Below are 24,856 nucleotides of genomic sequence, written 5' to 3'. Positions count from 1 at the left end.
CACCCCATGCTGCTTCGCATTCCCCAAGCCCTCCAGCCCGACGAACTTGCGCAGGTGCGCCAGTTGATCCTGGCCGCCGACTGGGCCGACGGCCGCATCACCGCCGGCAGCCAGTCCGGCACCGTCAAGAACAACCTGCAACTGCCCGAGGATCTGCCGGCGGCCCAGCAGGCGCGCCACCTCGTCTCCGTGGCACTGGCCCGCAATCCGATGTTCGTGACCGGCGCCCTGCCGAAATCGGTGTATCCGCCGCTGTTCAACCGCTATGGCGGCGGCACCGGTACCAACCACTTCGGCAACCACATCGACAACGCCGTGCGCACCCATGCCGCCACGGCGCGCCATGTGCGCACCGACATTTCCTGCACGCTGTTCTTGAGCGATCCGGCCAGCTACGACGGTGGCGAACTGGTGGTGCAGGACACCTATGGCGAGCAGCGCATCAAGTTCGAGGCCGGCGACCTGGTGATGTACCCCGGCACCTCGGTGCATAGGGTCGAGCCGGTCACCCGGGGCGAGCGGCTGGCGTGCTTCTTCTGGATTGAAAGCATGGTTCGCGCCGATGCGCAGCGCCGGCTCCTGTATGAAATGGACATGGCCATCACGTCGCTGCGCCAAAAAGACCTGGCGCAGTCGGCGCAGGGCACGGCCGAAAGCCCCGAAGTGGTCCGCCTGACCGGCTGCTACCACAACCTGCTGCGCATGTGGGCCGAGGTCTGATTCCATTTTCCAATTGGCCCTGTGGATGATGGCGCTGCTGGCGTTGAGCCAGCAGCGCCAGCACGACCGGATTTTTGAAAAAAATAAGCCTTCAGCGCACAGTACATGGGCGCAATGCGCTACATTTTTAATAGCAACCTGCCTGTGCCTGCAGGGCAATCGTACCTAAATTGATAGCAGGAATTGAAGAAGCCAAGCGCAAAGGGGGAGGAAACTATAGTCATGTGATTTGGGAAGCCTGAATTGTTGATGACGCAAAGCACCGGGACAAGCCTGATGGAGCACTTGCGGCAGGTGCCCGATCCTCGCATCGAGCGCACACGGCGCCATGAACTGATGGACATTTTGGTGATTGCGCTGTGCGCGGTTATCGGCGGGGCCGATAACTGGGTTGACGTGGTGCAGTTTGGCAAGGCAAAGAAGGAATGGTTCGCCACGTTTTTGAAGCTGCCCAATGGCATTGCCTCGCACGACACGTTTGGCCGGGTGTTCCAGCTCATTGACTCGCAGGCGCTGGAGAAAGTATGCATCGACTGGCTGCAAAGCATTGCCGGCCAGGTCCAGGGCGTGGTGGCCATTGATGGCAAGAGCGTGCGCGGCTCGGGCCATGGCGGACAGTCGGCGCTGCATATCGTGAGCGCCTGGGCGTGCCAGGCCAGCATGTTGCTGGGGCAGGTGCAGACGGACAAAAAGTCCAACGAAATCACCGCCATTCCCGAGTTGCTCAAGCTGCTGAGCATCCAGGGCTGCATCGTCACCATTGACGCCATGGGGTGTCAAAAGGCCATCACCAAAGCCATCGTGCACAGTGAAGCGGACTACGTGCTCAACCTCAAGGGCAACCACCGCCACCTGCACGGGGGAGTTGCGGCCTGGTTTGAGGCTTGCCACGCCAGCGAGCAAATCGGGCCAGCGCACAGCCACTATCGGGAATGCGCCAGTACCCACAACCACGGGCGCATTGAGAGCCGCGAACACTGGCTCATGGCGGTGCCCGAGCACCTCAAGCGCGCCACCAAATACTGGACGAACCTGCAAACCATCGCCATGGTGCGGCGCACGCGCCAGGTGGCAGGCAAAACCAGCGACGAGACCCACTACTACATCAGCAGTTTGCCCTTGAGCGCGAGCGCACAGACCATTGCCCAGGCGATCCGCAGCCACTGGGCGGTGGAGAACGAATTGCACTGGTCGCTGGACGTGAGTTTCAGGGAGGACGCCTGCAAAGTGCGCAGGGACGAAGGCCCGGCCAACCTGGCGTGCCTGCGCCGCCTGGCGCTCACCCAGCTTCAGCGCGAGACCAGCCTGAAGGCCAGCGTCAAAAGCAAGCGCTGCCGCGCTGGCTGGGATCCGGCTTATATGCTCAAGGTGCTTGATTGCAGCGTGCTATCAATTTAGGTGCGATTGCCCTGCCTGTGCCTGCGGTCTGCATTGCTGCGCAGGGCGACAGCTTCGGCAGCGCTGATGGCGTCTGCTCTTATTTCAACTCTAAAATACGAATAATTATCATTTGTAGTTTCCCCATTCACTTCGCTGCATTCTTTCAAGGAGCTTCATGAAACATCTTGTCATCGCCGCAAGCCTGCTGGCGCTCATCCCCGCATCGCAGACCGCCATGGCCCAGACGGCCCCAGCCCCCGCCGGGGTCACGGCCCCCGCCGGCGCGGTGTCGTTCAATGCAGTGGCCTCACACTACGCGGCCCTGGTCGAAGCCAGCTATGCCGACACGCTGACCGCCGCAAAAACCATGCAACAAGCCATCGACGCCTTCGCCAAGTCGCCTTCGGCCGACAGCCTGGCAGCGGCGCGCAAGGCCTGGCTGGCGGCGCGTGAGTTCTACGGCCAGACCGAAGCTTTCCGCTTCTATGGCGGCCCGATTGATGACGCCAACGGCCCCGAAGGCCGCATCAACGCCTGGCCGATGGATGAATCGTATGTGGACGGCGTCAAGAGCAAGCCCGACAGCGGCCTGATCAACAAGCGCAAGTTCGCCATCAGCAAAAAGAGCCTGTCGGCGCAAAACGAGCGCGGCGGCGAAGAAAACATCGCCACCGGCTGGCATGCCATCGAGTTTTTGCTGTGGGGACAGGATGTGTCGGAAACCGGACCCGGCGACCGCAGCTTTGAAGATTTTGTCGATGGCAAGAAACCCAACGCCGACCGCCGCCGCCAGTACCTGACCACGGTCACCGAACTGCTGGTTGACGACCTGGGCAGCGTGGCCAAACAGTGGGCGCCCGGTGCCAAGACCAACTACCGTGCCAGGTTCGAAAAAGGCGGCCAAGAGTCGGTGCGCAAGATCCTGCTGGGCCTGGGCTCGCTGTCGCGCGGCGAGCTGGCCGGCGAACGCCTGGAAGTGGCGATGAACAGCCAGGACCAGGAAGACGAGCATTCCTGCTTTTCCGACAACACGCACCGCGATGTGGTGAACAACGCCCGTGGCATCCAGAACGTCTGGCTGGGCGAATACAAGCGCGCCGACGGCAGCGTGCTCAAGGGCGCGTCCCTGCGCGACCTGGTTGCAGCCAGGGACGCTGGTCTGGCCGAACGAACCACGAAGCAGATCACGGGCTCGGTCGTGGCAGCCGAAGGCATCCAGGCGCCGTTTGACCGTGAAATCGTCGGCGCCAAGGACGCTGCCGGGCGCTTGCGCATCCAGAAAACCATCGACAGCCTGACGCAGCAGAGCAAGGATCTGGCGGCCTCCGCCAAGGCCGTGGGCATTACCAGAGTCGCTTTCGACGCACCCAAGAAGTAATGGAAAAACCATGATGGGAATACGTTTTGCCGCCGCGTTGCTCTGCGGAACCGCCAGTCTTGGAATGAGCCTCGGCATCGGCGCGGCCAGCCCGCCGGACGATGAAAAACCCGGCGGCGACACCACGGTGTTTGCCACCGGGCGCAATGCCTTTTCGTTCCCGGCGGCCAACCTGAGCGATGAGGAGCGCACGCGCTTTGTCATCGGCAACTCGTTTTTCAAGCGCAACTGGGTCGAGGCGCCGGCCTCCACCACGGCGCGCGACGGACTCGGGCCACACTTCATCGCCCGCTCCTGCGGCGGCTGCCATGTGACCGACGGACGCGGCCAGCCGCCGCAAATCCGCAACCGGCTGGGGCAAGACCCGGCGGTCGGGCTGCTGATGCGCCTGTCCGTGCCCGGCAACGCCAGCCCCAAAGCCGGCGTGGTGCCCGAGCCGGTGTACGGCGACCAGTTCAACAACGCGGCGGTGCAAGGCGTCAAGCCCGAAGGCGAGGTGGTGATTCGCTACACGCCGGTCAGCGGCCGCTTTGCCGACGGCACGCGCTACACGCTGCAACAACCGGTTTACAGCTTCAGCCACCTGGGCTATGGCCCCATGCACCCCGGGGTGATGATCGGGCCGCGCATCGCGCCGCAGATCATCGGCGTGGGCCTGCTCGAAGCTATTCCCGAAACGGAGATTCTCGGCAATGCGGCCCGGCAAGCGGCCACGCCCGGCCCCATCAAGGGCCAGCCGAACCGCGTCTGGGATGCGTTCGCCGGGCGCGAAATGCTGGGCCGTTTTGGCTGGAAGGCCAACGTCGCCAGCGTGGCGCACCAGACCGCCGGCGCTTTCCGGGGCGATGTCGGCATCACCTCATCGAAGGCCCCTGACGAAAGCTGCACGCCCACCCAAACCGATTGCCTGAAGTCGCCGCGCGGCGCGCACGGCGAAGGCCCCGAGATCGACGACAAGACGCTGGGCGATGTGGTGTTCTACCAGGCCACGCTGGCTCCCCCGGCGCGCAGAAACGCACACGACGCGCAAACCGTGCATGGCCAGCGGCTGTTCGCGCAAGCGCAGTGCGCGGCCTGCCACCGGCCGGACTATGTCACCACGGCGGGGCCATTTCCGCAGCTGACCAGCAAGGCGCTGAACGGCCAGCGCATCTGGCCCTACACCGACTTGCTGCTGCACGACATGGGCGAAGGCCTGGCCGATGGCCGGCCCGATTTCCAGGCCAGCGGCCGCCAGTGGAAAACGCCGCCGCTGTGGGGCATCGGCCTGATCAGGGATGTCAACAGCCATGACCGGCTGCTGCACGACGGCCGGGCGCGCGGCGCGCTCGAAGCTATTCTGTGGCACGGCGGCGAAGCCGAGGCCAGCAAGCAGCAGGTGCTGAAGATGAACAAGGCTCAGCGTGAAGCGCTGGTCAAATTCGTGGAGTCATTGTGAAATTTTCGCTGCCGGTGTTTTCCATTCCCTGCGCACCCCGGGTGCGACCGGCCCTGATGCTGGCGGTCAGCCTGCTGGCCTGCGGATCGGCCATGGCGCAGGCCAACTGGGCGAAAGTAGCCGTTCCGGCCTACGCCCCGGACAACATCCTGCAAGGGCTGCACCAGCACTGGACGCTGCCACGGGCTGACGACTTTGCCCGCGAGGCGCAGGCCTTGCCCGTGACCGTCAAGGCGCTGTGCAATGCCAGCCCGCCAGCCGGCGAAGCGCAGTCTGCCGCGCGCGTGCAGTGGCAAGCCACGACCCGCGCCTGGGAGCGGCTTTCGACGGTGGCCGTCGGGCCGCTGATCACCCGCCGCTCCCAGCGGCAAATCGACTTTTCGCCGACGCGCCCGGCCCTCATCGACAAAGCCATCCGTGCCGCGCCGCAAGGGCCTGCGGCCATGGAGCGCGTCGGCACGCCGGCCAAGGGCCTGCCGGCACTCGAATGGCTACTGTGGACGCAGCCGGTGGCGCCGGGCTCCGCCGCCTGCGCTTATGCGCAAGAGGTGGCGCTGGACGTGGAACGCGAAGCACTGGCCTTGCAGCACGACTTCAAGGCGCTGGCGGCTACCGACTGGCCGAACGCCGAGCCGGAAATAGTCATTGCCGGAATGGGCGAACTGGTCAATCAATGGGTGGGCGGCCTGGAACGCCTGCGCTGGGCGCAGATGGAAAAGCCGCTGCGCGCGGCCAAGCCAAGGGAGGCCCCCGAGTGGCCCCGCGCGGCCAGCGGCCAGACGGCGCAAAGCTGGGCCAACCAATGGGAAGCGCTGCGCAGCCTGGGCGTGCTGACGGGCCAGGAAGCCCCGTTGCCCGGCCAAGGGCTGGTACCGCTGGAAACTTACCTGCGCGGCAAGGGACTCAACCCGGTGGCCGACGCGCTGCTGGCCGCGACCCGGCAAACCGACCTGCGCATCCGCAACCTCACCGCCAGCCGTGCGCCGGGTCATCCGCAGGTGCTTGATGCCGCGCGTTCGCTGGCCAGCCTCAAGCGCGTGGCCGAGGGCAAGGTAGCGCCTGCGCTGGACATCAGCATGGGCTTTTCCGACGCGGACGGAGACTAAGGGGCATGAGCACCCGGCGCGCGGCGCTTGGCATGCTGGGCGGCCTTGGCGGACTGGGTTTGGTACCCTGGCTTTGCAGCGCAGCCACGCGCCCGGCCGACTCGCCGCCTTCCGCGCTGCTGGTCGCCGCGTGGGAAGGCGCTGGCGGTTTTGCGATTGGCGTGCTATCGCCGCAAGCCCAAGGCGCGCTGGACACGCTGGGGATAGTGCAGTCCATTGCCGTGCCGACCCGCGCGCACGGCGTGCTGGCCCTGCCGGACGAAACCCTGCTGGCGGTGGCCCGCCGGCCCGGCGACTGGCTGCTGCGCTGGTCGCCCCAGGGCGGCAAGCCGGTGCAATGGCAATGGGCTGACCCTGGCCGGGCCTTCAACGGGCATGTCATCGCCAGTCCGGACGGCCAGCGGCTCTACACCACCGAAACGGACCTGGAAACCGGCGCCGGGCTGGTCGGCGTGCGCGATGCACGCTCGCTGGCCAAGATCGAAGAGTGGCCGACTTTCGGCATCGACTCGCACGAGCTGATCTGGGACGAGGCGGACCCGGCCCACCCCGCGCTGCTGGTGGCCAACGGCGGCGTTCCCACCCGGCCCGAAACCGGACGCGCAAAACTGGATATGGACCAGATGGACTCCTCGCTCGTCAGGCTCGATGCCGGCACGGGCGCGCTGCTGGGCCAGTGGCGCCTGGCGGACAAGCGCCTGAGCCTGCGGCATCTGGCGTGGCAAGGCGCTTCCGACGCGAAGCATCCGCCCTTGCTGGGCATTGCGCTGCAGGCCGAGCACGAGGCCGCCGCGCAAAAAAACCAGGCGCCGGTGCTGGCCCTGTTTAACGGCAGCGCGCTCAAACCGTTTGAAGCCGCCACCAGCCTTGCGGGCTATGGCGGCGCCATTTGTGCCCTGAAGGACGGCTGGGCCGTGGGTTGCCCGCGTGTCCACGGCCTGGCCTTGTTCAATACCGATGGTTCGTGGCGCGAACTGGTCGCGCTGCCCCATGCCTGCGCCGTGGCCGCTGGGGACAAGGGCTGCTGGGCTGGCGGCCAGAATGATGCCCTGTGGATCAACGGCAGCTCCGGCGCCGCGCGCCTTCCGCACAAAATGATGCCGGGCGATGTCAGGCTGGACAACCACTGGGCCTGCCTGCCTCCATCACCGCGCAGGGCATAGCCCCTGCCTTGGCCGGTTCAAGAAGTGCCAAGGATGCGGCCAGCAATAAGGGACGCAGAAATTTCAGAAATGCCGTCTATTGATAGACAGGGTTTTTGCCATGCTATGAATTGCATAGCTGCTTGCGCCCGTACTCATTGCTCTAGAGGCTGATTTGATGCTGAAAAGTAGTGGTTTTTCCTCCCTGGGCAGCGCTTTCACGCCCTCTGGGGGCCTGTTTTGGCTCTAAAACCCGCTTTTTCAGGTACCAAATATGCCTCTTTCGCAATCAAGGTATGCATGAGTAGCTATTAAATCAGGAGTAAATATGTGCTTGAAAATACCTTTTGCGTGTTGGCGCATGCGTACTGGAATCAACATCGTCATACCCGCGAAGAGCCTGCCCAGGGCCTGATCGGGGGCGGGTATCCAGACTCGTTTGAGTATTTCAGCCCGTGTTGCTGGATTCCCGCCTTCGCGGGAATGACCCTCCCCAAGCGGCAAGCCCCGGCATTCATGCCGGGGTCTGAGCGCCTACGCGTCGATAGCCTGCTGCTGCTGGATGTACTGCCTGAGTATTTCAATCGGCGCGCCCCCACACGATGCGGCAAAGTAGCTTGGCGACCACAGCACACCACGGCGTTTTAGCCAAGGGTGGAAGTCTCCATACTCTTTTCGCATCAACCGGCTGGAGACACCCTTCAAGCTGTTCACCAGCGTCGATAGCGCAACCTTTGGTGGGTAGTTCACCAGCAAATGCACATGGTCAGCCTCGCCATTGAACTCAACCAGTTGTGCTTCAAAGTCCTTGCAGATGGAGGCCATGATGCCCTGCATCGCTGCCATGTGTTCAGCCTTGAATACCCCACGGCGATATTTCGTAACAAAGACCAAATGCACATGAATCGCAAAAACACAGTGTCTGCCTTGTCGAAGTTCTTTATTCTTATTCATAGACCAATTATAATTGAACCGTGAAAACAGTCAAAACCCTCAAGCTGCGCATCAAGGACAAGCACACGCCTGCCCTTGCGGCGATAGCGCGAGAGGTCAATCAGGTCTGGAACTACGTCAACGAGTTGTCGCACCGCTCCATCCGTGAGCGCCAGAAGTGGCTGAGCGCCTACGACCTGCAAAAGTACACGGCGGGTTTCAGCAAGTGCGAAGGTGTCAAGGTCGGCAGCGCCACCGTCCAGCTCGTGTGCGAGGAATACGCCACCCGGCGCAGGCAGTTCAAGAAAGCCCGGCTGAACTGGCGCGTGAGCAACCCGAAGTCCGCCAAGTACTCGCTGGGCTGGATACCGTTCAAAAAGGGCGGCGTTTCTTATCGCAATGGGCAGGTGAAATTCTGCGGCTTGAATCTGAGCCTGTGGGACAGCTACGGCCTGAGCAAGTTTGAACTGCGCGCCGGCTCCATCAGCCAGGATGCGCGAGGCCGTTGGTATTTGAACGTGGCCGTGGAGATTGAAGGCATTCCATCCGAAGGAGTTGTCGCGGTCGGCATCGACCTGGGCAACAAGACCTGCGCCACGGCTTCAAGTGGCCAGACGCTTGAAGGCCGCTGGTACCGGGCCAGTGAAGCGAAGCTGGCTAAAGTGCAGCGCGCAGGCGCCCGTAAGCAGGCGCAGCGGGAATCAGAATCCCCGGCCTTCAGGCAGGGGAGCAGTCAAAAATAAGTGACCGTCAGAGAACAAGGTTATTGCAAATAAGAGCGATTCGCATTTATACTGTCAACACTCCTTGTTCATCAGCCAGCCCAATCCATCATCATGATCATCTGTGTCTGCCGCCGAATCTCTGACCGTGAAATTGCCCGCCATGCGCATGCCGGCATGGGTTTTGACGATATCCAGTTCGAGCTTGGCGTGGCGACCCAGTGCGGCCGCTGCGAAGGCTGCGCCCGTGACGTGGTGGCGCAATGCAGCGCCACCCGCCCGAGCGCCAATGTCTCGCTGGCCGCCCCTGTTGCAAAAGGCCCGTCATGGAACACCCTGGCGCTGTGATTGCCGCCCTTCCCGTCAGCCTGATCCTGGTGATCGGCTCTGCCTGCTGGATTTTCCGGCGCCAGCCATGACTCACGTCATGGCACGCCGTGCCATCAGCCCGCATGATGGTTCCACTTCAATGAACGCCACCGCCCTTTCAGCCTTCTCCATGCCGCCAGCCGACCTGCCTCGCCCGCGCCTGAGCCGCAACGCCGCGATTGCGCTGGGCGTGGTGGCGCTGCATGTCGGCCTGATCTGGGCGCTGCAAAGCGGCCTGCTGCTGCGCACGGCGCAACTGATTGTTCCTGTCGAGGTGCTGGCGCAATTGATCGAACTCCCCGAACCCAAGGCAGAACCCGCCCCCCCTGCTCCACCCGCGCCACCGGTACGGCCCGTCACGCCCAGCGTGCAGAAAAAAGTCGTTCCGAAGCCAGCCGCCCGGCCGCAAGCGCAGCCGCTGGCCATTGCCGACCCGACGCCCTCGCCCAACGCCCCCACGGGCAGCCTCGCACCGGCTGTTGCAAGCACGCCTACTGCGGCTCCCGAAGCGCCAGCAGCGCCGCCTGCAGCGCCAGCGCCTGCGGCCGTGCAGTTGCCGTCCAGCAATGCCGACTACCTGCAAAACCCCAAGCCGGCCTATCCCCCGCTCAGCAAGCGCCTTGGCGAGCAGGGCAAGGTCGTTGTCCGCGTGCTGATAGGCGCCGACGGCGTGCCGCAGAAAGCCGAGCTTCGGCAGTCCAGCGGCTTTGAGCGCCTCGACCAGGCCGCGCTGGCCACCGTCCTCAAATGGCGCTACGTGCCCGGCAAGCGCGGCGGCGTGGCCGAGGAAATGTGGTTCAACGTGCCCATCAATTTTGTTCTTGAATAGTCCTTCTGGAGTCGTTAAAAAAATGGAAACCCAATTCGGCCTTGCCCACGTCTGGTCACAAGGCGACATCGTCACCAAAAGCGTTGCCATCCTGCTGCTGCTCATGTCGCTGGCCTCGTGGATGGTCATCATCATCAAGGCGCTCGACGTGCGCCGGCTCTCGGCGCAGGCCAAGGCGACCGAAAGCTTCTGGCACAGCGCCGACTTCGCCGATGGCCTGTCCAAGTTCGGCGCCGACCCGGCCAATCCGTTTCGCCTGCTGGCCCTTGAAGGCCGCGAAGCCACGGCCCATGTGCTGCACAAGGATGGCAACACCAAGCCGCAACTGCATGACGCGCTCGACCTGAGCGAATGGGTCACGCGCAGCCTGCGCAATTCGATTGACGACATCAGCGCCAACATGCAGTCCGGCCTGGCCGTGCTGGCCTCGGTCGGCTCCACCGCGCCCTTCGTCGGCCTGTTCGGCACGGTCTGGGGCATCTACCATGCACTGCTGGCGATTGGCCTGAACGGCCAGGCCAGCATCGACAAGGTCGCCGGCCCAGTCGGCGAGTCCCTGATCATGACCGCGATGGGCCTGGCGGTCGCCATTCCCGCAGTGCTGGGCTACAACGCCCTGGTGCGCGGCAACAAGTCGGTCAGCGGCAAGCTCAACCGTTTCGCGCATGACCTGCACGCCTATTTCCTGACCGGCGCCCGGGTCAGCGGCCCCGGCGCGGCCAATGTGCTGGTCATGAGAAAAGGGAGCTGAGCATGGCTTTCGGAACCCAGGACGACACCGACGAGGTGATGAACGAGATCAACATGACGCCGCTGGTCGATGTCATGCTGGTGCTGTTGATCATCTTCATCATCACCGTGCCGGTCATGAAGCATTCCGTCAACATCGACCTGCCGCGCGCCAGCAACGAGCAGCAGCTCATCAAGCCGGAAACGGTCCGGCTCAGCGTCGATGCCGAAGGCAGCTACTACTTCAACGACGCGAAAATCACCGACGAGGAACTGGCGCTCCGGCTGAAAGCGGCCGCCGCCCAGGAACCGCAGCCCGACCTGCACATCCGGGGCGACAAGGCCGTTCGCTACGAGCGCGTGGCGCAGGCCATGGCGGCGGCGCAACAGGCCGGCGTGCGCAAGATCGGCTTCATCACCGAACCGAAGAACTGAGGCAAGCATCCATGTCCCAAGCGCAACCCCATGCCATAGGCGCAAGCCAGAAACCGGCCTCGACCGCGTCAAGCCCCCAGGCTGCCGACAGCCGCCCTGGCTGCGTGGACAGCACCGAGTTGCTGCGCGGCCAAAAAACAGTGGACATCAGCCACAACGGCCTGACCTACCGCCTGCAGGCCACGCGTCTGGGCAAATTGATCCTGACCAAATAAGCAGCATCGCATTCACCAGTTTCATCGTGGGACGATCCGGGCTACACGCTCCAAGGTCGTTTTGGCCAGCCACGGACCTTTACCGGGTCGAATAGCCAGGCTTTTTTTCTTGCCACGAAGACTGCTGAACTCAATTTCCATGAAAAAAGCCGACGCCAGGCGTCGGCTTTTTCACGTCAGGCCGGGAAGTTTACAAGCCGATGGCGGCAATGCCGGCGCGCGCAATCTGCGCATCTTCGGTGGACTTCACGCCGCTGACGCCGACCGCACCTATGCACTGGCCGTCCTTGACGATGGGCACGCCGCCTTCTAGCATGCCCTGGACATAAGGCGCCGACAGGAATGACGTGCGGCCGCCATTGATGATGTCCTCATAGGTCTTGCTCTCGCGGCGGCCCATGGCGGCGGTGTTGGCCTTGGCCGGTGCAATGTGGGCCGACAGGGCCGCCGCGCCGTCAAGGCGCTGCAGGTGCAGCAAATGGCCGCCGTCATCGACGATGGCGATGGTCACGGCCCAGTTGTTGGCCAGGGCTTCAGCCTCGGCGGCTGCGGCGATGAGTTTGATGTCGGCCTGTTCAAGCACGGCTTTGGTTTTCATGGAGATTTGATTCTTTCTGATGCAGGGTGAAAGGCGTCAAGCATACGCAAATTTGAAAGCCCTGCGTGCGCCGATTGCCTGCAAATGGGCTGAAAGAACCCTTACAAATAGTAGGAGCTGGGTCTGCCTGCTTGCTTGAAAAAACAGGCCCGTCCCTTAAAATGAAAGCGTTGCCTGCCTTCGCGGGCTCTATGGGAGATTGAAACTATGTCTGATAACGTCCAACGCTTCGGCTACGCCGGCCTGGCGAACTCGGCCGAACAGCGCAACAAGGTCATGCGCAACACTTACTGGCTGCTGGCCCTGAGCATGCTGCCGACGATTGCGGGCGCCTGGCTGGGCGTGGCCACCGGCATCACCCAGGCACTGGGTGGCGGCTTGGGCCTGATCGTTTTCCTGGGCGGCGCCTTCGGCTTCATGTATGCCATTGAAAAGACCAAGGACTCGGCAGCCGGCGTTCCGGTGCTGCTGGGCTTTACCTTCTTCATGGGCCTGATGCTGTCGCGCATGATCGGCATGATCCTGGGCTTCAGCAATGGCTCGCAGCTGATCATGACGGCCATGGGCGGCACGGCCGGCGTGTTTGCCGTCATGGCGACGCTGGCCAGCGTGATCAAGCGCGACATTTCCGGCATGGGCAAATGGCTGTTCGTCGGCGCGCTGGTCGTGATGGTGGGCTCCATCGTCAACGTCTTCGTCGGCTCCACGGCCGGCATGATGGCGATTTCGGTCGCGGTGATCGGCATTTTCAGCGCCTACATGCTGTATGACCTGAAGCAGATCCTGGACGGCGGCGAAACCAACTACATCCGCGCCACGCTGGCCCTGTACCTGGACCTGTTCAACGTGTTCCAGGCCTTGCTGGCCCTGCTCGGCATCATGGGCGGCGAACGCGACTAAGCTTTTTTGCCACGCCATCGAAAAAAGGGCCTTCAAGGCCCTTTTTTCATGCGCGCCGCAAGCGCATCACCGCCTACAGCCGCTCGAACACCGCCATCGACTCGACATGCGCGGTGTGCGGAAACATGTTGACCACGCCGGCCGCCGTGCAGCGGTAGCCGCCGCCCTCGACCAGCACGCCCGCATCGCGCGCCAGCGTCGCCGGGTTGCAGCTCACATAGACGATGCGACTGGGCGGCGTCCAGTCGCCCAGCGCCAGGCTTTGCTGGTGGATGCCGTCGTCGCACGGCACACCGGTCACCAGCTGCCGGTGCAGCGCGGCCAGCGACTTGAACAGCTCGAACGCGCCTTCGCGCGGCGGATCGACCAGCCATTTTTCCGCCGCGCCGTCCCTGACCAGCATGGCCGGCGTCATCTCGAACAGGTTCCTTGCTACAAACTTGGTAGCTGCCAGCGCAGGCCGGACGTGCGATGAAGCCTTGTTTCGCTCATAATTTTCGCGTGAACGGGCGACCAGCACCTCGCTGCCTTCAATGCCCAGCACCTCGCGCGCCTTTGTCGCCAGCGGCAGCGTGAAATTGCCGAGGCCGCAAAACCAGTCGATCACCCGCTCGGTCGGCTGCACACCCAGCAGGCGCAGCGCGCGCGACACCAGCACCTGGTTGATGTGCGGGTTGACCTGGGTGAAATCGGTCGGCTTGAACGGCATGGTGATACCGAACTCGGGCAGGCCGTAGTTCAACTCCGCGACCTGGTCATCGAGCAGCTTGACGGTGTCCAGCCCGCCGGACTGAACCCACCACTGCAAGCCCGGATTAGCTGCGGCAAAGGCGCGCAGCCGCGCCAGGTCGGCCGCGCTGAGCGGCTCCATGTGGCGCAGCACCATCGCCGTCAGGTCGTCGCCGCAGGCCATCTCGATCTGCGGAATGGTTTCCCGGGCGTCCATGCTGCTGATCAGCCCGCGCAGCGGCACCAGCATGTCGCTGACATGCTGCGGCACCACATGGCACTCGGTCATGTCGGCCACGTAGGCGCTCTTGCGCTCATGGAAACCGACCAGCGCTGTGCCTTTCTTGCGCACATAGCGCACCGACAGGCGCGCGCGGTAGCGGTAATGCCAGGCCGGCCCTTCAATCGGCCGCAGCAGGTTGTCGGCCTTGACTTTGCCGATGAAGCGCAGGTTGTCTTCGAGCACGCGCTGCTTGACGGCGACCTGCGCGCCGATGTGCAGGTGCTGCATCTTGCAGCCGCCGCAGGCGCCGGTGTGCATGCCGAAGTGCGGGCAGGCAGGCGTCACGCGCTGCGACGACTCGCGGTAAATCGCCGTCAGCGTGGCTTTTTCAAAGCTGCTTTTCTTGCGGTACACGTTGGCGCTCACCTGCTCGAAAGGCAGTGCGCCTTCGATGAACACGACCTTGCCATCGGCGCGGTGGGCAATGCCCTGGGCCTCGATGTCGAGGGACTCGACGGTCAGCAGGTCAATCGGATACTCGGCGGGTGCGGGTGCGGGCGCGGGTGGGGGCGGTGTCTGGGTTTCTTCGATCATTCCCAATTGTCTCAGGCCACAGGGGCCGGCTTTTGAGAACCATGAACCGATGCGGCCTGAAAATCCGTCCCGGCATGAAAAAAGGAGCCCGGCACACAGGCGGGGCTCCTTTTTTATTTCAGCCGCGAAGGCTTACTTGGCCGGCAGGTATTTGGCCGGATCGACCGGTTTGCCCTGGCGGCGGATTTCAAAATGCAGCTTGACCTTCTCGGAATCGCTGTTGCCCATTTCGGCAATCTTCTGGCCCTTCTTGACGGTCTGGTCTTCCTTGACCAGCAGGCTCTTGTTGTGCGCATAGGCGGTCAGGAAGGTGTTGTTGTGCTTGAGGATGATCAGGTTGCCGTAGCCGCGCAGGCCGGCACCCGAATACACCACGCGGCCGTCGGCGGACGCCAGCACGGGGTCGCCGGACTTGCCTGAAATATCCAGCCCCTTGTTCTTGGCTTCATCAAAGCCGGCCACCAGCGGGCCCTGGGCCGGCCAGATCCAGCCGACATCCTCGTCACTGCCCGAGGAAGCCGGCGAAGCCGAACCATTGCCATTGCCATTGACCGGCGCTGAAGAAGCCTGGGCGCCGCTGCCGCCCTGCACCGGCGCGCTTCCGGCCGAGCCCGGCAGGACCGGCCGGACGACGGCCTGGGTTCCGTCGCTGCCGGGCGGCACGACCCGCAGCACCTGACCGACTTCGATCAGATAGGGAGTTTCAAGGTTGTTCCAGCGGGCAATGTCGCGCCAGTTCTGGCCATTTTCCAGGCCGATGCGGATCATGGTGTCGCCGCGCTTGACGCTGTAATAGCCGGGTTTTCCGGCATTTTCAGCGCCCGGCAGCAGTTTGACCGGATCAACGGGCGCCGGGCGCGACAGGCCGGTGCCGCGGTCTTCGACGGGCGCATTGCTCAGGGAACGTGAACCGCAGCCGACAGCCAGCAGCACGGCCGCCGCCAGGGCGCAGGGCAGCGCCAGTCCGGAAGTCCAGTGGGTGCGCTTGTGGGGGCCGCAGGCAGGAAGGGATTCCATGCTGTTTGACCAGGTGCTTTTACTCATTGATTCTTTCTTCATTAACCATTGCCCATTGCCGGGCTGCCATTCGCACGCCCAAGCTCAACCGATTCCTGATTTTAAAGGGACAAAGTGAACCGCCTCCAGTAAAGTCTGCCGAATTCCCTGCGGCGTCCTGTCAATCACCGCCAGCGCCTGGGCACCGCTGGCATCCTGGAGCGGCGCCACCAGGCGTCCGCCCACGGCCAGCTGCTCGGTCCAGGCCGGCGGAATGGCTTCGCCGCCGGCTGCGGCAATGATGGCGGCATACGGCGCGCCCTTGGCAAAACCGTGCATGCCATCGCCGAACAGCAGGTGCACATTGGCCAGGCGCAGGGGGCGCAGATTCTCCCGGGCCTTGTCATGCAGGCCGCGCAAGCGCTCCATGCTGTAAACCTCGGTGGCCAGGTGGCTGAGGACCGCCGCCTGGTAGCCGCAGCCGGTGCCAATCTCCAGCACCCGCCCCAAGCGGCCGCTGGCGTCAGTCAACCCCTGCTGCAGCAATTCGAGCATGCGCGCCACCACACTGGGCTTGGAGATGGTCTGGCCAAACCCAATCGGCAGGCTGGTGTCTTCATAGGCCATGTTGGCCAGCGCGGTATCGACAAAATGGTGGCGCTGCACGGCCCCCATGGCCGCCAGCACCCGTGCATCGAGCACACCCTGCTCGGCCAGCCGGCGCACCATGCGCGCGCGCACCGCCGAGTCCAGCCCGAACCCATCCGAGGCTCCCGGCTGAAACGGTTTTTTAAGGTCATTTTTGCCATTACTGCTTGTGGAACGGGCAGCAGCAGCTACTGTTTTGGTAGCAAAATGATTGCCTTTTCCGGCATTGAGCTGCACCGGAAACGCAGGCCGGGAACCGGCTGAAGACAGTTTGCCGGCGGAATCGAAAGGCGGCTTCAACGGAGTCTTCATGGCCAGTTACCTTCTCAGTGCTTGTGCGTGAGCCTGGCCGCTGTTTGCGCCCAGTACGGCAGCCGCTCATGGTCCGTCAAATCCACATGCAGCGGCGTGATGGACACATAGCCCTGGGTGGTGGCATGAAAGTCGGTGCCCTCGCCGGCCTCCTTGGCCGGGCCGGCGCCGCCTATCCAGTACATGCTTTCCCCGCGCGGGCTGGTCTGCACGATGACGCGCTCGGCCGCATGGCGGCGCCCCAGCCGGCACACCTTGAAGCCCTCGACCTGCCCGGCCGGCAAATTGGGAATGTTCACATTCAGCAGCCAGGGCGGAACGGCCGGCTGCGCGCCTTCGGCCACGGCTTCGAGCGAAGGGATCAGCTGCTTGATCAGGTTGCGCGCCTGTTGCGCCGCCACGTCGATATGCGTCCAGCCTTTTTCGGTCTGGGAAAACGCGATGGCCGGAATGCCGAACAGATAGCCTTCCATGGCCGCGCCGACGGTGCCTGAATAAATCGTGTCGTCGCCCATGTTGGCGCCGTTGTTGATGCCCGACACCACCAGATCGGGCCGGTAGCCCAGCAGGCCGGTCAGGGCGATGTGCACGCAGTCGGCGGGCGTGCCGTTGATATAGCGAAAGCCGTTGGCCGCGGTCTGCACATACATCGGCGAATGCAGCGTCAGGGCATTGGATTTGGCGCTGTTGTTCTGCTCGGGCGCCACCACCTCGACATCGGCGATGGTTTTGAGCGCTTCATACAGGGCGACGATGCCGCTGGCCTGGTAGCCGTCGTCGTTGCAGATCAGGATTTTCATGCTTGGATTCTACGGTCACGACCGAGACAGGCGGTGCGGGTTTTCAGGGGTGCAAGACGGGCCGGTTTGCCTATGATCACTGCTCGATGCGATTTCATCGGGCCTTCCTGCCGCCCGATGAACCCTGGATGTTCGTACCCTGTTTCGGAGATACCCCATGCATGCCTGGCTTTGCCAAAATCCCACCGGCGTTGACGCCCTGACCTGGACGGAACTGCCCACGCCGCAGCCTGGGGCGGGCGAAGTGCTGATCGAAATCAAGGCGGCGAGCCTGAATTTCCCGGACCTGCTGATCGTGCAGGACAAGTACCAGGTGAAGCCGCCGCTGCCCTTCGTGCCCGGCTCCGAATATGCCGGCGTGGTGCAGGCGGTCGGCGACGGCGTGAGCCACCTGCAGGTCGGCCAGCATGTCGCCTGCCTGTCGGGCACCGGCGGCTTTGCGACGCACACGCTGGCGCCGGCTGCGCTGTGCATGCCCCTGCCGGCGGATTTTCCGTTTGTCGATGCCGCCGCCTTCATCATGATCTACGCGACTTCGTACCATGCGCTGGCCGACCGCGCGCAGCTCCAGGCCGGCGAGACCGTGCTGGTGCTGGGCGCGGCCGGCGGCGTCGGCACCTCGGCCATCCAGATTGCCAAGGCGCTGGGCGCCAGGGTCATCGCGGCGGCCTCCAGCGATGAAAAATGCGCACTCTGCACATCAATCGGCGCCGACGCCACCATCAACTACAGCACCCAGGACCTGCGCGAAGCCCTCAAGCTGCTGACCGGCGGCAAAGGCCCGGACGTGATTTACGACCCGGTGGGCGGCGACCTGGCCGAGCCGGCCTTTCGCTCGATTGCCTGGCGCGGCCGCTACCTGGTGGTCGGTTTTGCGGCAGGAAGCATTCCGGCGCTGCCGCTGAACCTGACGCTACTCAAGGGCGCGTCCATCGTCGGCGTGTTCTGGGGCGGCTTTGCCAAAAACGAGCCCAAGGCCAACGCCAGCGCGATGGCCGAACTGGCGCGCTGGTATGCCGAGGGCATCATCAAGCCGGTCATCGACCGCACCCTGCCGATGGTCGAACTCAAGGCCGCCTACGCCCGCATGGGTTCGCGCGGCGTCAAGGGAAAACTGGTGCTGGTCAATGACGGACAACGGGCCTGAGCCGGTTCAGGCGGCTGCCGCGCTGGCGGAATAATGCTTGAGGTAGCGCGCCGGCAGGTCGGCAACGCGCATCATCATCGGCAGGTCGGCCGAGTTGAAGTCAGGATCCCAGGCCGGCGCGCCGAGCACCCGGGCGCCCAGCCGCAGGTAGCCCCGGATCAATGCCGGCGGCTCGACCACCAGCGAATCGTCCAGTTGCTCCACCGGCAGGGCCAGGCGCGGCGTGACCCGGTATTCGATGGCGGCCAGATGCGTCTGCCTGAGCTGGCGCCAGATACTGGCCGCTGCGTGCCCGCCCTGCACGCCGTTGTGCTGCATCGGGATGCTGGCGCAGCCGATCATGGTGTCCAGCTGGTTGCGCCCCATGAACTCGGCCAGCGCGCCCCACAGCGCCAAAATCACGCCGCCATGCCGGTGGTCGGCATGCACGCAGCTGCGGCCCAGCTCGACCATGCGCCCGCGCAAGGTTCGCAGCCGGACCAGGTCGAACTCGATGTCGCTGTAGGTGCTGCCGGCGCGCTTGGCCTGCGTCGGCGTCAGCACGCGGTAGGTGCCGATCACCTGCCCGCTGGCCGAGTCGCGCACCAAGAGGTGTTCGCAGTAGTCATCAAACAGGTCGATGTCATGGCCGGGCACGGTCTTGGGCAAGGTGGCGCCCATTTCCAGCGCGAACACCTGGTACCTCAGACGCTGCGCTTCTCGGACCTCGTCCTGATGACGGGCCCAGCTGACCGAGATTTTCCCCACCGGCGGGACTGGAGCGAGCGCATGAGCGCCTGGATGAAGTGACCTCCGTGGCGTTCCGACCGGCGAGAACGCAAAGGTCGGTGTGGGCAGTTCTTTCATGGCTGATTCCTTGTTTTCGGGGTCAATCACACAACACCGGCCGCGCCGCTTGCTTGCCGGCGCACGGGTTGTAAAAAAGCCCCTGGGAAGGGGCTGGAAGCAGGGGGTTCATCAATGCGTCGTGGCGTCCACACGCAGGCCATTGCGCCTGGCGGATGCCGGAAGGCCCTCCAGCCACGGCCGGGTTCCGGCCTTGAAGCGCAGGCCGCCGGGGCTGCTGGCCATGGCGCGGGCGGTGCAGCGAAGAATACGCAGCCGCTGCTGGTCGATGTCGTGAAGGGCTGCGCCGGCAGCGCGGCCAGCGCTTTTTTCGTTCAGATTCAGTTCCATTGCGTGCTCCATCATGCGGTGATGACGGAATTTTGAGCGTTGGCGGTGACGGGGACATGTCAGTTCGGTGGCAGTTGTGTGACACAGGCCGCGCCAAGCTGTTGCAAGGCAAGATTGCTATTGAATCAGGAGCTGTTTGCACAGGCTGGACATGCGCAAACAGCCTTTTTCATCAATAAACAGGCCGTCTGGCTACAGCGTGCGCTGGTTCACCCGTTTTGACAGCGCTTCGGCGCTTTCGCGGCGCTCGCTGTAGCGGTCCACCAGGTACGGCGACACGCCGCGCGTGAGCAGCGTGAACTTGACCAGTTCCTCCATCACATCGACCACCCGGTCGTAATACGCCGAGGGTTTCATGCGGCCGGCTTCGTCAAACTCCAGGAAGGCCTTGGCGACCGACGACTGGTTGGGAATCGTCAGCATGCGCATCCAGCGGCCCAGCACGCGCAGCTGGTTGACGGCATTGAAGGACTGCGAGCCGCCCGACACCTGCATCAGGGCCAGCGTCTTGCCCTGCGTCGGCCGCACCGCGCCCTGCGCCAGCGGAATCCAGTCGATCTGCACCTTCATGATGCCGGTCATCGCGCCGTGGCGTTCGGGCGAGGTCCAGACCATGCCTTCGGCCCATTGCGCCAGCACACGCAGTTCCTGCACCTTGGGGTGCGTGTCGGGCGTGTCGTCGGGCAGCGGCAGGCCGCGCGGGTCGAAGGTCCGGGTGTCGCAACCCATGGCCTGCAGCAGCCGGGCGGCCTCCTCGCTCAGCAGCCGGCTGTAGGAGCGTTCGCGCACCGAGCCGTAGAGCAGCAAGATGCGCGGCGCATGCGGGCTGGCAGTGGTTTGCAGCCGCTCAAGCGCGGGCACGCCGAACAGCGCCGGGTCGATGTTGGGCAGGTCCACGGCAAGCGTTTTAGCGTCCGGCAACACGCTCTCCCTGTTCGTTGACGACCGGCTCGCCGCCCTCCTTGGCAAAGGCGGCGCGTTGCGGCAGCGGCAAAATGTCCAGCACCGCTTCGGACGGACGGCACAGGCGCGTTCCCAGCGTCGTGACCACGATGGGCCGGTTGATCAGGATCGGATGGGCCAGCATCGCGTCGATCAGCGCCTCATCGCCGAGCGCCGGGTTGCCAAGTGCCAGTTCTTCATACAGTTTTTCCTTGCTCCGCATCACGTCCCGCACGGGCACGGCCATCCGGGCAATCAGTTCGACCAGCGTTTCCCGGCTGGGCGGCGTCTTCAAATACTCGATGACCTCGGGCTCGACGCCGGTGTTGCGGATCAGCGCCAGCGTGTTGCGCGAGGTGCCGCATTTCGGGTTGTGATAAATCGTCACAAAGGACATGTAGAGTTTCTCCGGTTGAATTTTTTCGCTTGCCAGATATAAAATAATCTTGATTCAATATTTCAATTATAGTTGAATTATGAAAATATTAACCCCTGCACAAGTTGTATCACTCGACGAGCCATCGGCCGTCAAGGCCCTGGCCGCGCTGGCCCAGACCCAGCGCCTGCGCGCTTTCCGGGCGCTGGTGGTGGCCGGCCCCGACGGACTGACGCCCAGCGCCATGGCCGAGCAACTGGCCGTGGCGCCGAGCGCGCTGTCGTTTCACCTGAAAGAGCTGGCCCATTCCGGCCTGGTCAGCAGCGAGGCACGCGGCCGCAACCTGATCTACCGCGCCAGCATCGCGCACATGAACGCGCTGCTGGCCTACCTGACCGAGCATTGCTGCGAAGGCCAGGCCTGCGGCGCCGGCGCGCCGCCTGTTTGCTGATTTTTATGCTTTTTTGGCCTTTTGCGCACGGCTGACACGCGCAGGCAGCTATCAACTCCATAGCAACCAATTTTTCCACCACCCGAGCCTTCACCATGTCCGAACGCCCACTCCACGTTTTATTTCTGTGCACCCACAACTCGGCGCGCAGCATCCTGGCCGAAGCCATCCTGAACCACATCGGCCAGGGCCGTTTCAAGGCCTATTCGGCCGGCAGCAGCCCGCGCGAGAACCAGCAGCCCAATCCGCTCGGCCTGCAGGTGCTTGAACACGCCGGCATTTCCACCGCAGGCCTGCGCAGCAAGAGCTGGGACGAGTTCGGCCAGCCCGATGCGCCGCACATGGACCTGGTGATCACCGTCTGCGACAACGCGGCCGGCGAAGTCTGCCCCTACTGGCCCGGCCAGCCCGCCACCGCGCACTGGGCTTACGCCGACCCGTCCGCCGGCGACGGCAGCGAGGCGCAAAAACACGAAGCCTTCCGCCAGACGCTGCTCGCCCTGCACCGCCGGCTGTCGCTGCTGGTCAGCCTGCCCTCCGAAAAACTCGAACACGCCCTGCTGCAAGGCAGCGCGCGTGAACTGGCCAAGTCATGAGCCCGCCTTCGTCCAGTCTTGCATCCCCCATTCTTTGCAAGGCCCCCAAGCCTCTTTTGCAAAGCCAGCTCCTGGCGGAATTTCTGGGCACCGCCGCCCTGCTCTGCGCGGTGATCGGCTCGGGCATCATGGCCGAGCGCCTGAGCGCCGGAAACATGGCGGTGGCCCTGCTGGCCAACACGCTTGCTACGGTGTTTGCGCTCTACGTTTTAATTGAAGTGCTTGGCCCGCTGAGCGGCGCCCACTTCAATCCGCTGGTGACGCTTGTTTTATGGTCAAAAATCTCGCTTGCGCATGATGGACGGGCGCAGACAGCTATTCTTTTTATAGCATTCCAATTGCTCGGCGCGATGGCCGGCGCCTGGGCGGCTCACGCCATGTTTGACCTGTCGGTGCTGCAAGTCAGCAGCAAGCTGCGGGGCGGCTGGAGCGCGGCTGGCGGGTTCAGCGGCTGGGGCCAGTGGCTCGCCGAAGCCGTGGCGACCGGCGGACTGATTCTGGTCGTGCTGCGCGCCCCGCCGCACAAGGCGCCTGCCCTGGTGGCCTGCTACATCGGCGCGGCCTACTGGTTCACGGCCAGCACCTCGTTTGCCAATCCGGCGGCGGTGCTGGGGCGCATGCTGACCGACAGCTTTTCAGGCATTGCCCCGGCCAGCGCGCCGGGCTTTGTGATGGCTGAAACCGTTGGCGCGGCGGCGGGCGTGCTGTTCAGCCGGTGGCTGGGCGAGCCACAGGCGACGGCAGACCTGGCCGCATGAGGCAAAGCCCGCACGGCACTCGCTGCCAGCGGGCCAGCCAGCCCGCTCACTCCAGCCACTTCTGAAAAAACTGCGCCCGGCCCATCGCCGGGTCCAGCTGGTAGCCGGCAAAACCCACGCGTTCATACAGCCGGATCGCGCTGGCGTTGCCGGCAAGCACTTCGAGCGTCAGCTTGCAGGCGCCGCGCTCGCGGGCTATTTCGTCCACCAGCGCCAGCATCTGCTCGGCCACACGCTGGCCCCGGTGGCTGGCCAGCACCGCCACGTCGTGGACATTGACCAGCGGGCGGCAGGCAAAGGTCGAAAAGCCTTCGATGCAGTTGACCAGGCCCACCGCTTCATCGCCGGAAAACGCCAGCACGCTGAAGGCCTGGGGCCGTGCCGCCAGCGCTGCAACCAGATGGGTTTTGGCAAATTCACCGAGTGCTTCGCCGCCGCCGGCCGGGTCTTGCGCATAGGCGTCGAGCAGGCGGACCAGTGCCTCGGCATGCACGGGGTTGCGGTAGTCGGCCCGGCAGATGCGCAGGCCGGAAGCAGTCGGTTCAAGGGAGTCGGTCACGCGTCGGTCCTTTCGCTGAATACAGGAGCGTGGATTTTAAGGACCGGCTTTACAGCAGGTTTACCGGCCTATTTCCCGGCATACATCTACCCGGGGGCGCTTGCAGGGATAATTATTTGGCTGCCCAGGCAGCGATGCGCCCCGGCATTCAGACTGGGGCGCCAGATGGCTCATCCCATCGACTACAAAACATCAAAATGCCGCGCCAGCCACCCTGTCGCGGCATGCAACAGGACCGCTGATGGACCCCCAAGTGACGACTCCGCCCATCCACGCCAAGACTGCTCCCGCGAAACCCGCCAAGCGCCCGAGCCGCCGCGCGCGCATCGTGGGCGGCCTGCTGGCCGTGCTGGCGCTGGGCGGCACCGGCTGGCTGGCCTGGCACCTGACGCATCCCGCCACGCCAGTTGCCGCTGGACCCGGCGCGGCCGGTGGCAGGCGCGGCGCACCGGCCACCACCGTCGGCGTGGCCACGGCCGAAAACACCCGCATCCCCATCCTCCTCGAAGCCCTGGGCACGGTCACGCCGCAGGCCACCGTCAAGGTCAGGCCGCAGGTGTCGGGCGTGATGGAAAAAGTGCTGTTCAAGGAAGGCCAGATGGTGCGCGCCGGCGAGCTGATGGCGACCATCGACCCACGCCAGTTCGAACTCGCGCTGATGCAGGCCAGCGGCCAGCGCCAGCGCGACGAGGCGCAACTCGCCAGCGCCCGCGTCACGCTTGAGCGTTTCAAGACGCTGCTGGGGCAGGACTCGATTGCCCGCCAGGAGGTCGATACCCAGGCCGCGCTGGTCAAGCAGCTTGAAGGCACGGTGGTGATCGACAAGGCCAACGAAGGCACGGCGCGCCTAAATCTGGGCTATGCCCGCGTGGTCGCGCCGATCAGCGGACGCGTCGGCCTGCGCACGGTCGATGTGGGCAATGTGGTCAGCAGCAGCGACGCCAACGGCATTGCGGTCATCACGCAGGTCAGTCCGATTGACGTGGTGTTTGCCGTGCCGCAGGACCAGGCCGGCGAGTTGCAGCAGGCCGCCGTGGCCGGCACGGCCATGAAGGTCACCGCGCTCGACCGGACCCGCGCCAGCGCACTCGACACCGGCATGTTCGCCTCGCTGGACAACCAGGTCGATACCACGACCGGCACGGTCAAGGCCAAGGCGCGTTTCGCCAACAGCCAGCTGGCGCTGTTTCCCAGCCAGTTCGTCAATGTGCGGCTGGAGCTGCGCACGATTGAAAACGCCGTGACGGTGCCGGTGGCGGCGCTGCGCCATGGCAATGCCGGCGACTATGTGTATGTGGTGAATGCCGCCGAGCGCACGGTCAGCCTGCGGCCGGTGCAGCGCGGCCAGGCGACGGCGGACAAGATCCAGATCGCTTCCGGCCTGAAGGCGGGCGAGCAGGTCATTACCGAAGGGGCCGACCGGCTCAAGGACGGCGCGCCGGTGGTGCTGCCGGGCGACAGCCCCAAAGGCATGAACGGCGGCGGCAAGCGCCAGCGCCCTGCCGCGTCGGCAGCCACCGATGGCGCAGCGGCTTCAGCGCCGGCAGCCGGCGCCTCCAGCCCGCAACGCCATCGGCGCGCTTCGCAAGCCGAGGGCGCATGAGCCCGCACGACCCAGCCAGCACGCCGGGCGCGTCATCCGGCGCGCCTGATGC

At 64.4% G+C, this 24,856-nt stretch carries 29 protein-coding genes; 18 read left to right on the top strand and 11 right to left on the bottom strand.

What is annotated here, in order from left to right; genetic code table 11:
- Positions 1–6: 6 nt before the first annotated feature.
- The 6 genes from ABLV49_RS08005 (at position 7) to ABLV49_RS07980 (ending at position 7,185) form a co-directional block, all read left to right on the top strand.
- A complete protein-coding gene (locus tag ABLV49_RS08005) occupies positions 7–720 on the top strand; it encodes a Fe2+-dependent dioxygenase (protein ID WP_349281085.1) in 714 nt (237 codons plus the stop codon).
- A gap of 249 nt (positions 721–969) precedes the next feature.
- Complete coding sequence (locus ABLV49_RS08000; protein ID WP_349280133.1) at positions 970–2,118, top strand: ISAs1 family transposase; 1,149 nt, start codon at positions 970–972, stop codon at positions 2,116–2,118.
- Between the two features lie 157 nt (positions 2,119–2,275).
- Positions 2,276–3,478, top strand: a complete 1,203-nt coding sequence (locus ABLV49_RS07995) for an imelysin family protein (protein ID WP_349281084.1) — start codon at positions 2,276–2,278, stop codon at positions 3,476–3,478.
- A 10-nt stretch (positions 3,479–3,488) separates the two neighbouring features.
- Positions 3,489–4,916 carry a di-heme oxidoredictase family protein gene (locus ABLV49_RS07990; protein WP_349281083.1) on the top strand — a complete coding sequence of 476 codons (1,428 nt, stop codon included), beginning with the start codon at positions 3,489–3,491 and terminating at the stop codon, positions 4,914–4,916.
- Positions 4,913–6,022, top strand: coding sequence for an imelysin family protein (locus ABLV49_RS07985; RefSeq protein WP_349281082.1), 1,110 nt, complete (start codon positions 4,913–4,915; stop codon positions 6,020–6,022). Before ABLV49_RS07990 ends, ABLV49_RS07985 begins: the two co-directional genes overlap by 4 nt.
- Positions 6,023–6,027: 5 nt before the next feature.
- Positions 6,028–7,185, top strand: a complete 1,158-nt coding sequence (locus ABLV49_RS07980; protein ID WP_349281081.1) for a DUF1513 domain-containing protein — start codon at positions 6,028–6,030, stop codon at positions 7,183–7,185.
- Positions 7,186–7,698: 513 nt separating this feature from the next.
- Here ABLV49_RS07980 and tnpA read toward each other — a convergent pair.
- The gene (gene tnpA / locus ABLV49_RS07975) at positions 7,699–8,118 is read right to left on the bottom strand and encodes an IS200/IS605 family transposase (RefSeq protein WP_349281080.1); all 420 of its coding nucleotides are present in this window, start codon (positions 8,116–8,118) and stop codon (positions 7,699–7,701) included.
- Between the two features lie 20 nt (positions 8,119–8,138).
- Between tnpA and ABLV49_RS07970 the strand changes: the two genes are divergently transcribed.
- From ABLV49_RS07970 to hemP, 6 genes are all read left to right on the top strand, one after another.
- Complete coding sequence (locus tag ABLV49_RS07970; protein ID WP_349281079.1) at positions 8,139–8,840, top strand: transposase; 702 nt, start codon at positions 8,139–8,141, stop codon at positions 8,838–8,840.
- 93 nt (positions 8,841–8,933) lie between these two features.
- Positions 8,934–9,167, top strand: coding sequence for a (2Fe-2S)-binding protein (locus ABLV49_RS07965; protein WP_349281078.1), 234 nt, complete (start codon positions 8,934–8,936; stop codon positions 9,165–9,167).
- A gap of 151 nt (positions 9,168–9,318) precedes the next feature.
- Complete coding sequence (locus ABLV49_RS07960) at positions 9,319–10,017, top strand: energy transducer TonB (RefSeq protein WP_415838190.1); 699 nt, start codon at positions 9,319–9,321, stop codon at positions 10,015–10,017.
- Between the two features lie 22 nt (positions 10,018–10,039).
- Entirely contained in the window at positions 10,040–10,768 is a 729-nt protein-coding gene (locus tag ABLV49_RS07955) for a MotA/TolQ/ExbB proton channel family protein (RefSeq protein WP_349281076.1), read from the top strand.
- Between the two features lie 2 nt (positions 10,769–10,770).
- Positions 10,771–11,181: an ExbD/TolR family protein gene (locus ABLV49_RS07950; RefSeq protein ID WP_349281075.1), complete on the top strand. Its 411-nt coding sequence runs from the start codon at positions 10,771–10,773 to the stop codon at positions 11,179–11,181.
- 11 nt (positions 11,182–11,192) lie between these two features.
- Positions 11,193–11,396, top strand: a complete 204-nt coding sequence (hemP, locus tag ABLV49_RS07945; RefSeq protein WP_349281074.1) for a hemin uptake protein HemP — start codon at positions 11,193–11,195, stop codon at positions 11,394–11,396.
- 190 nt (positions 11,397–11,586) lie between these two features.
- On the opposite strand, the gene ABLV49_RS07940 is transcribed toward hemP, so the two are convergent.
- On the bottom strand, positions 11,587–11,994 hold the full coding sequence (locus ABLV49_RS07940; RefSeq protein ID WP_349281073.1) for a GlcG/HbpS family heme-binding protein: 408 nt from the start codon (positions 11,992–11,994) through the stop codon (positions 11,587–11,589).
- A gap of 207 nt (positions 11,995–12,201) precedes the next feature.
- Here ABLV49_RS07940 and ABLV49_RS07935 point away from each other — a divergent pair, with 207 nt between their 5' ends.
- Positions 12,202–12,894, top strand: a complete 693-nt coding sequence (locus ABLV49_RS07935; protein WP_349281072.1) for a Bax inhibitor-1/YccA family protein — start codon at positions 12,202–12,204, stop codon at positions 12,892–12,894.
- Between the two features lie 73 nt (positions 12,895–12,967).
- Here the strand turns inward: ABLV49_RS07935 and rlmD are convergent, their stop codons facing one another.
- The 4 genes from rlmD to surE form a co-directional block, all read right to left on the bottom strand.
- Positions 12,968–14,440: a 23S rRNA (uracil(1939)-C(5))-methyltransferase RlmD gene (rlmD, locus tag ABLV49_RS07930; RefSeq protein WP_349281071.1), complete on the bottom strand. Its 1,473-nt coding sequence runs from the start codon at positions 14,438–14,440 to the stop codon at positions 12,968–12,970.
- Between the two features lie 132 nt (positions 14,441–14,572).
- A complete protein-coding gene (locus ABLV49_RS07925) occupies positions 14,573–15,484 on the bottom strand; it encodes a peptidoglycan DD-metalloendopeptidase family protein (RefSeq protein ID WP_349281070.1) in 912 nt (303 codons plus the stop codon).
- Between the two features lie 57 nt (positions 15,485–15,541).
- The gene (locus ABLV49_RS07920; RefSeq protein ID WP_349281069.1) at positions 15,542–16,396 is read right to left on the bottom strand and encodes a protein-L-isoaspartate(D-aspartate) O-methyltransferase; all 855 of its coding nucleotides are present in this window, start codon (positions 16,394–16,396) and stop codon (positions 15,542–15,544) included.
- Between the two features lie 14 nt (positions 16,397–16,410).
- On the bottom strand, positions 16,411–17,196 hold the full coding sequence (gene surE / locus ABLV49_RS07915; RefSeq protein ID WP_349281068.1) for a 5'/3'-nucleotidase SurE: 786 nt from the start codon (positions 17,194–17,196) through the stop codon (positions 16,411–16,413).
- A gap of 157 nt (positions 17,197–17,353) precedes the next feature.
- Here surE and ABLV49_RS07910 point away from each other — a divergent pair, with 157 nt between their 5' ends.
- On the top strand, positions 17,354–18,343 hold the full coding sequence (locus ABLV49_RS07910) for an NADPH:quinone oxidoreductase family protein (protein WP_349281067.1): 990 nt from the start codon (positions 17,354–17,356) through the stop codon (positions 18,341–18,343).
- 6 nt (positions 18,344–18,349) lie between these two features.
- On the opposite strand, the gene ABLV49_RS07905 is transcribed toward ABLV49_RS07910, so the two are convergent.
- The 4 genes from ABLV49_RS07905 to arsC all read right to left on the bottom strand — a co-directional run bounded on the left by ABLV49_RS07905 (position 18,350) and on the right by arsC (position 20,858).
- Positions 18,350–19,189, bottom strand: a complete 840-nt coding sequence (locus ABLV49_RS07905; protein WP_349281066.1) for a GNAT family N-acetyltransferase — start codon at positions 19,187–19,189, stop codon at positions 18,350–18,352.
- A gap of 111 nt (positions 19,190–19,300) precedes the next feature.
- On the bottom strand, positions 19,301–19,519 hold the full coding sequence (locus ABLV49_RS07900; protein ID WP_232290696.1) for a hypothetical protein: 219 nt from the start codon (positions 19,517–19,519) through the stop codon (positions 19,301–19,303).
- 192 nt (positions 19,520–19,711) lie between these two features.
- Positions 19,712–20,440, bottom strand: a complete 729-nt coding sequence (gene arsH / locus ABLV49_RS07895; RefSeq protein WP_349281065.1) for an arsenical resistance protein ArsH — start codon at positions 20,438–20,440, stop codon at positions 19,712–19,714.
- Complete coding sequence (gene arsC, locus ABLV49_RS07890; protein ID WP_349281064.1) at positions 20,427–20,858, bottom strand: arsenate reductase (glutaredoxin); 432 nt, start codon at positions 20,856–20,858, stop codon at positions 20,427–20,429. The genes arsH and arsC overlap by 14 nt, the downstream gene beginning before the upstream one ends.
- A 79-nt stretch (positions 20,859–20,937) precedes the next feature.
- Here arsC and ABLV49_RS07885 point away from each other — a divergent pair, with 79 nt between their 5' ends.
- The 3 genes from ABLV49_RS07885 (at position 20,938) to ABLV49_RS07875 (ending at position 22,642) form a co-directional block, all read left to right on the top strand.
- A complete protein-coding gene (locus ABLV49_RS07885; protein ID WP_349281063.1) occupies positions 20,938–21,288 on the top strand; it encodes an ArsR/SmtB family transcription factor in 351 nt (116 codons plus the stop codon).
- Positions 21,289–21,383: 95 nt separating this feature from the next.
- The gene (locus ABLV49_RS07880; protein WP_349281062.1) at positions 21,384–21,884 is read left to right on the top strand and encodes an arsenate reductase ArsC; all 501 of its coding nucleotides are present in this window, start codon (positions 21,384–21,386) and stop codon (positions 21,882–21,884) included.
- A complete protein-coding gene (locus tag ABLV49_RS07875; protein WP_415838188.1) occupies positions 21,881–22,642 on the top strand; it encodes an aquaporin in 762 nt (253 codons plus the stop codon). The genes ABLV49_RS07880 and ABLV49_RS07875 overlap by 4 nt, the downstream gene beginning before the upstream one ends.
- 46 nt (positions 22,643–22,688) lie before the next feature.
- On the opposite strand, the gene ABLV49_RS07870 is transcribed toward ABLV49_RS07875, so the two are convergent.
- Complete coding sequence (locus ABLV49_RS07870) at positions 22,689–23,201, bottom strand: GNAT family N-acetyltransferase (protein ID WP_349281060.1); 513 nt, start codon at positions 23,199–23,201, stop codon at positions 22,689–22,691.
- Positions 23,202–23,442: 241 nt separating this feature from the next.
- Between ABLV49_RS07870 and ABLV49_RS07865 the strand changes: the two genes are divergently transcribed.
- Positions 23,443–24,804, top strand: coding sequence for an efflux RND transporter periplasmic adaptor subunit (locus ABLV49_RS07865; protein ID WP_349281059.1), 1,362 nt, complete (start codon positions 23,443–23,445; stop codon positions 24,802–24,804).
- The last annotated feature ends 52 nt before the right edge of the window (positions 24,805–24,856 follow it).

The sequence above is a fragment of the Polaromonas hydrogenivorans genome (assembly GCF_040105105.1).
In the GTDB taxonomy this organism is placed as follows: Bacteria; Pseudomonadota; Gammaproteobacteria; order Burkholderiales; family Burkholderiaceae_C; genus Polaromonas; species Polaromonas hydrogenivorans.
This window is presented reverse-complemented; position numbering and strand designations above follow the sequence as displayed.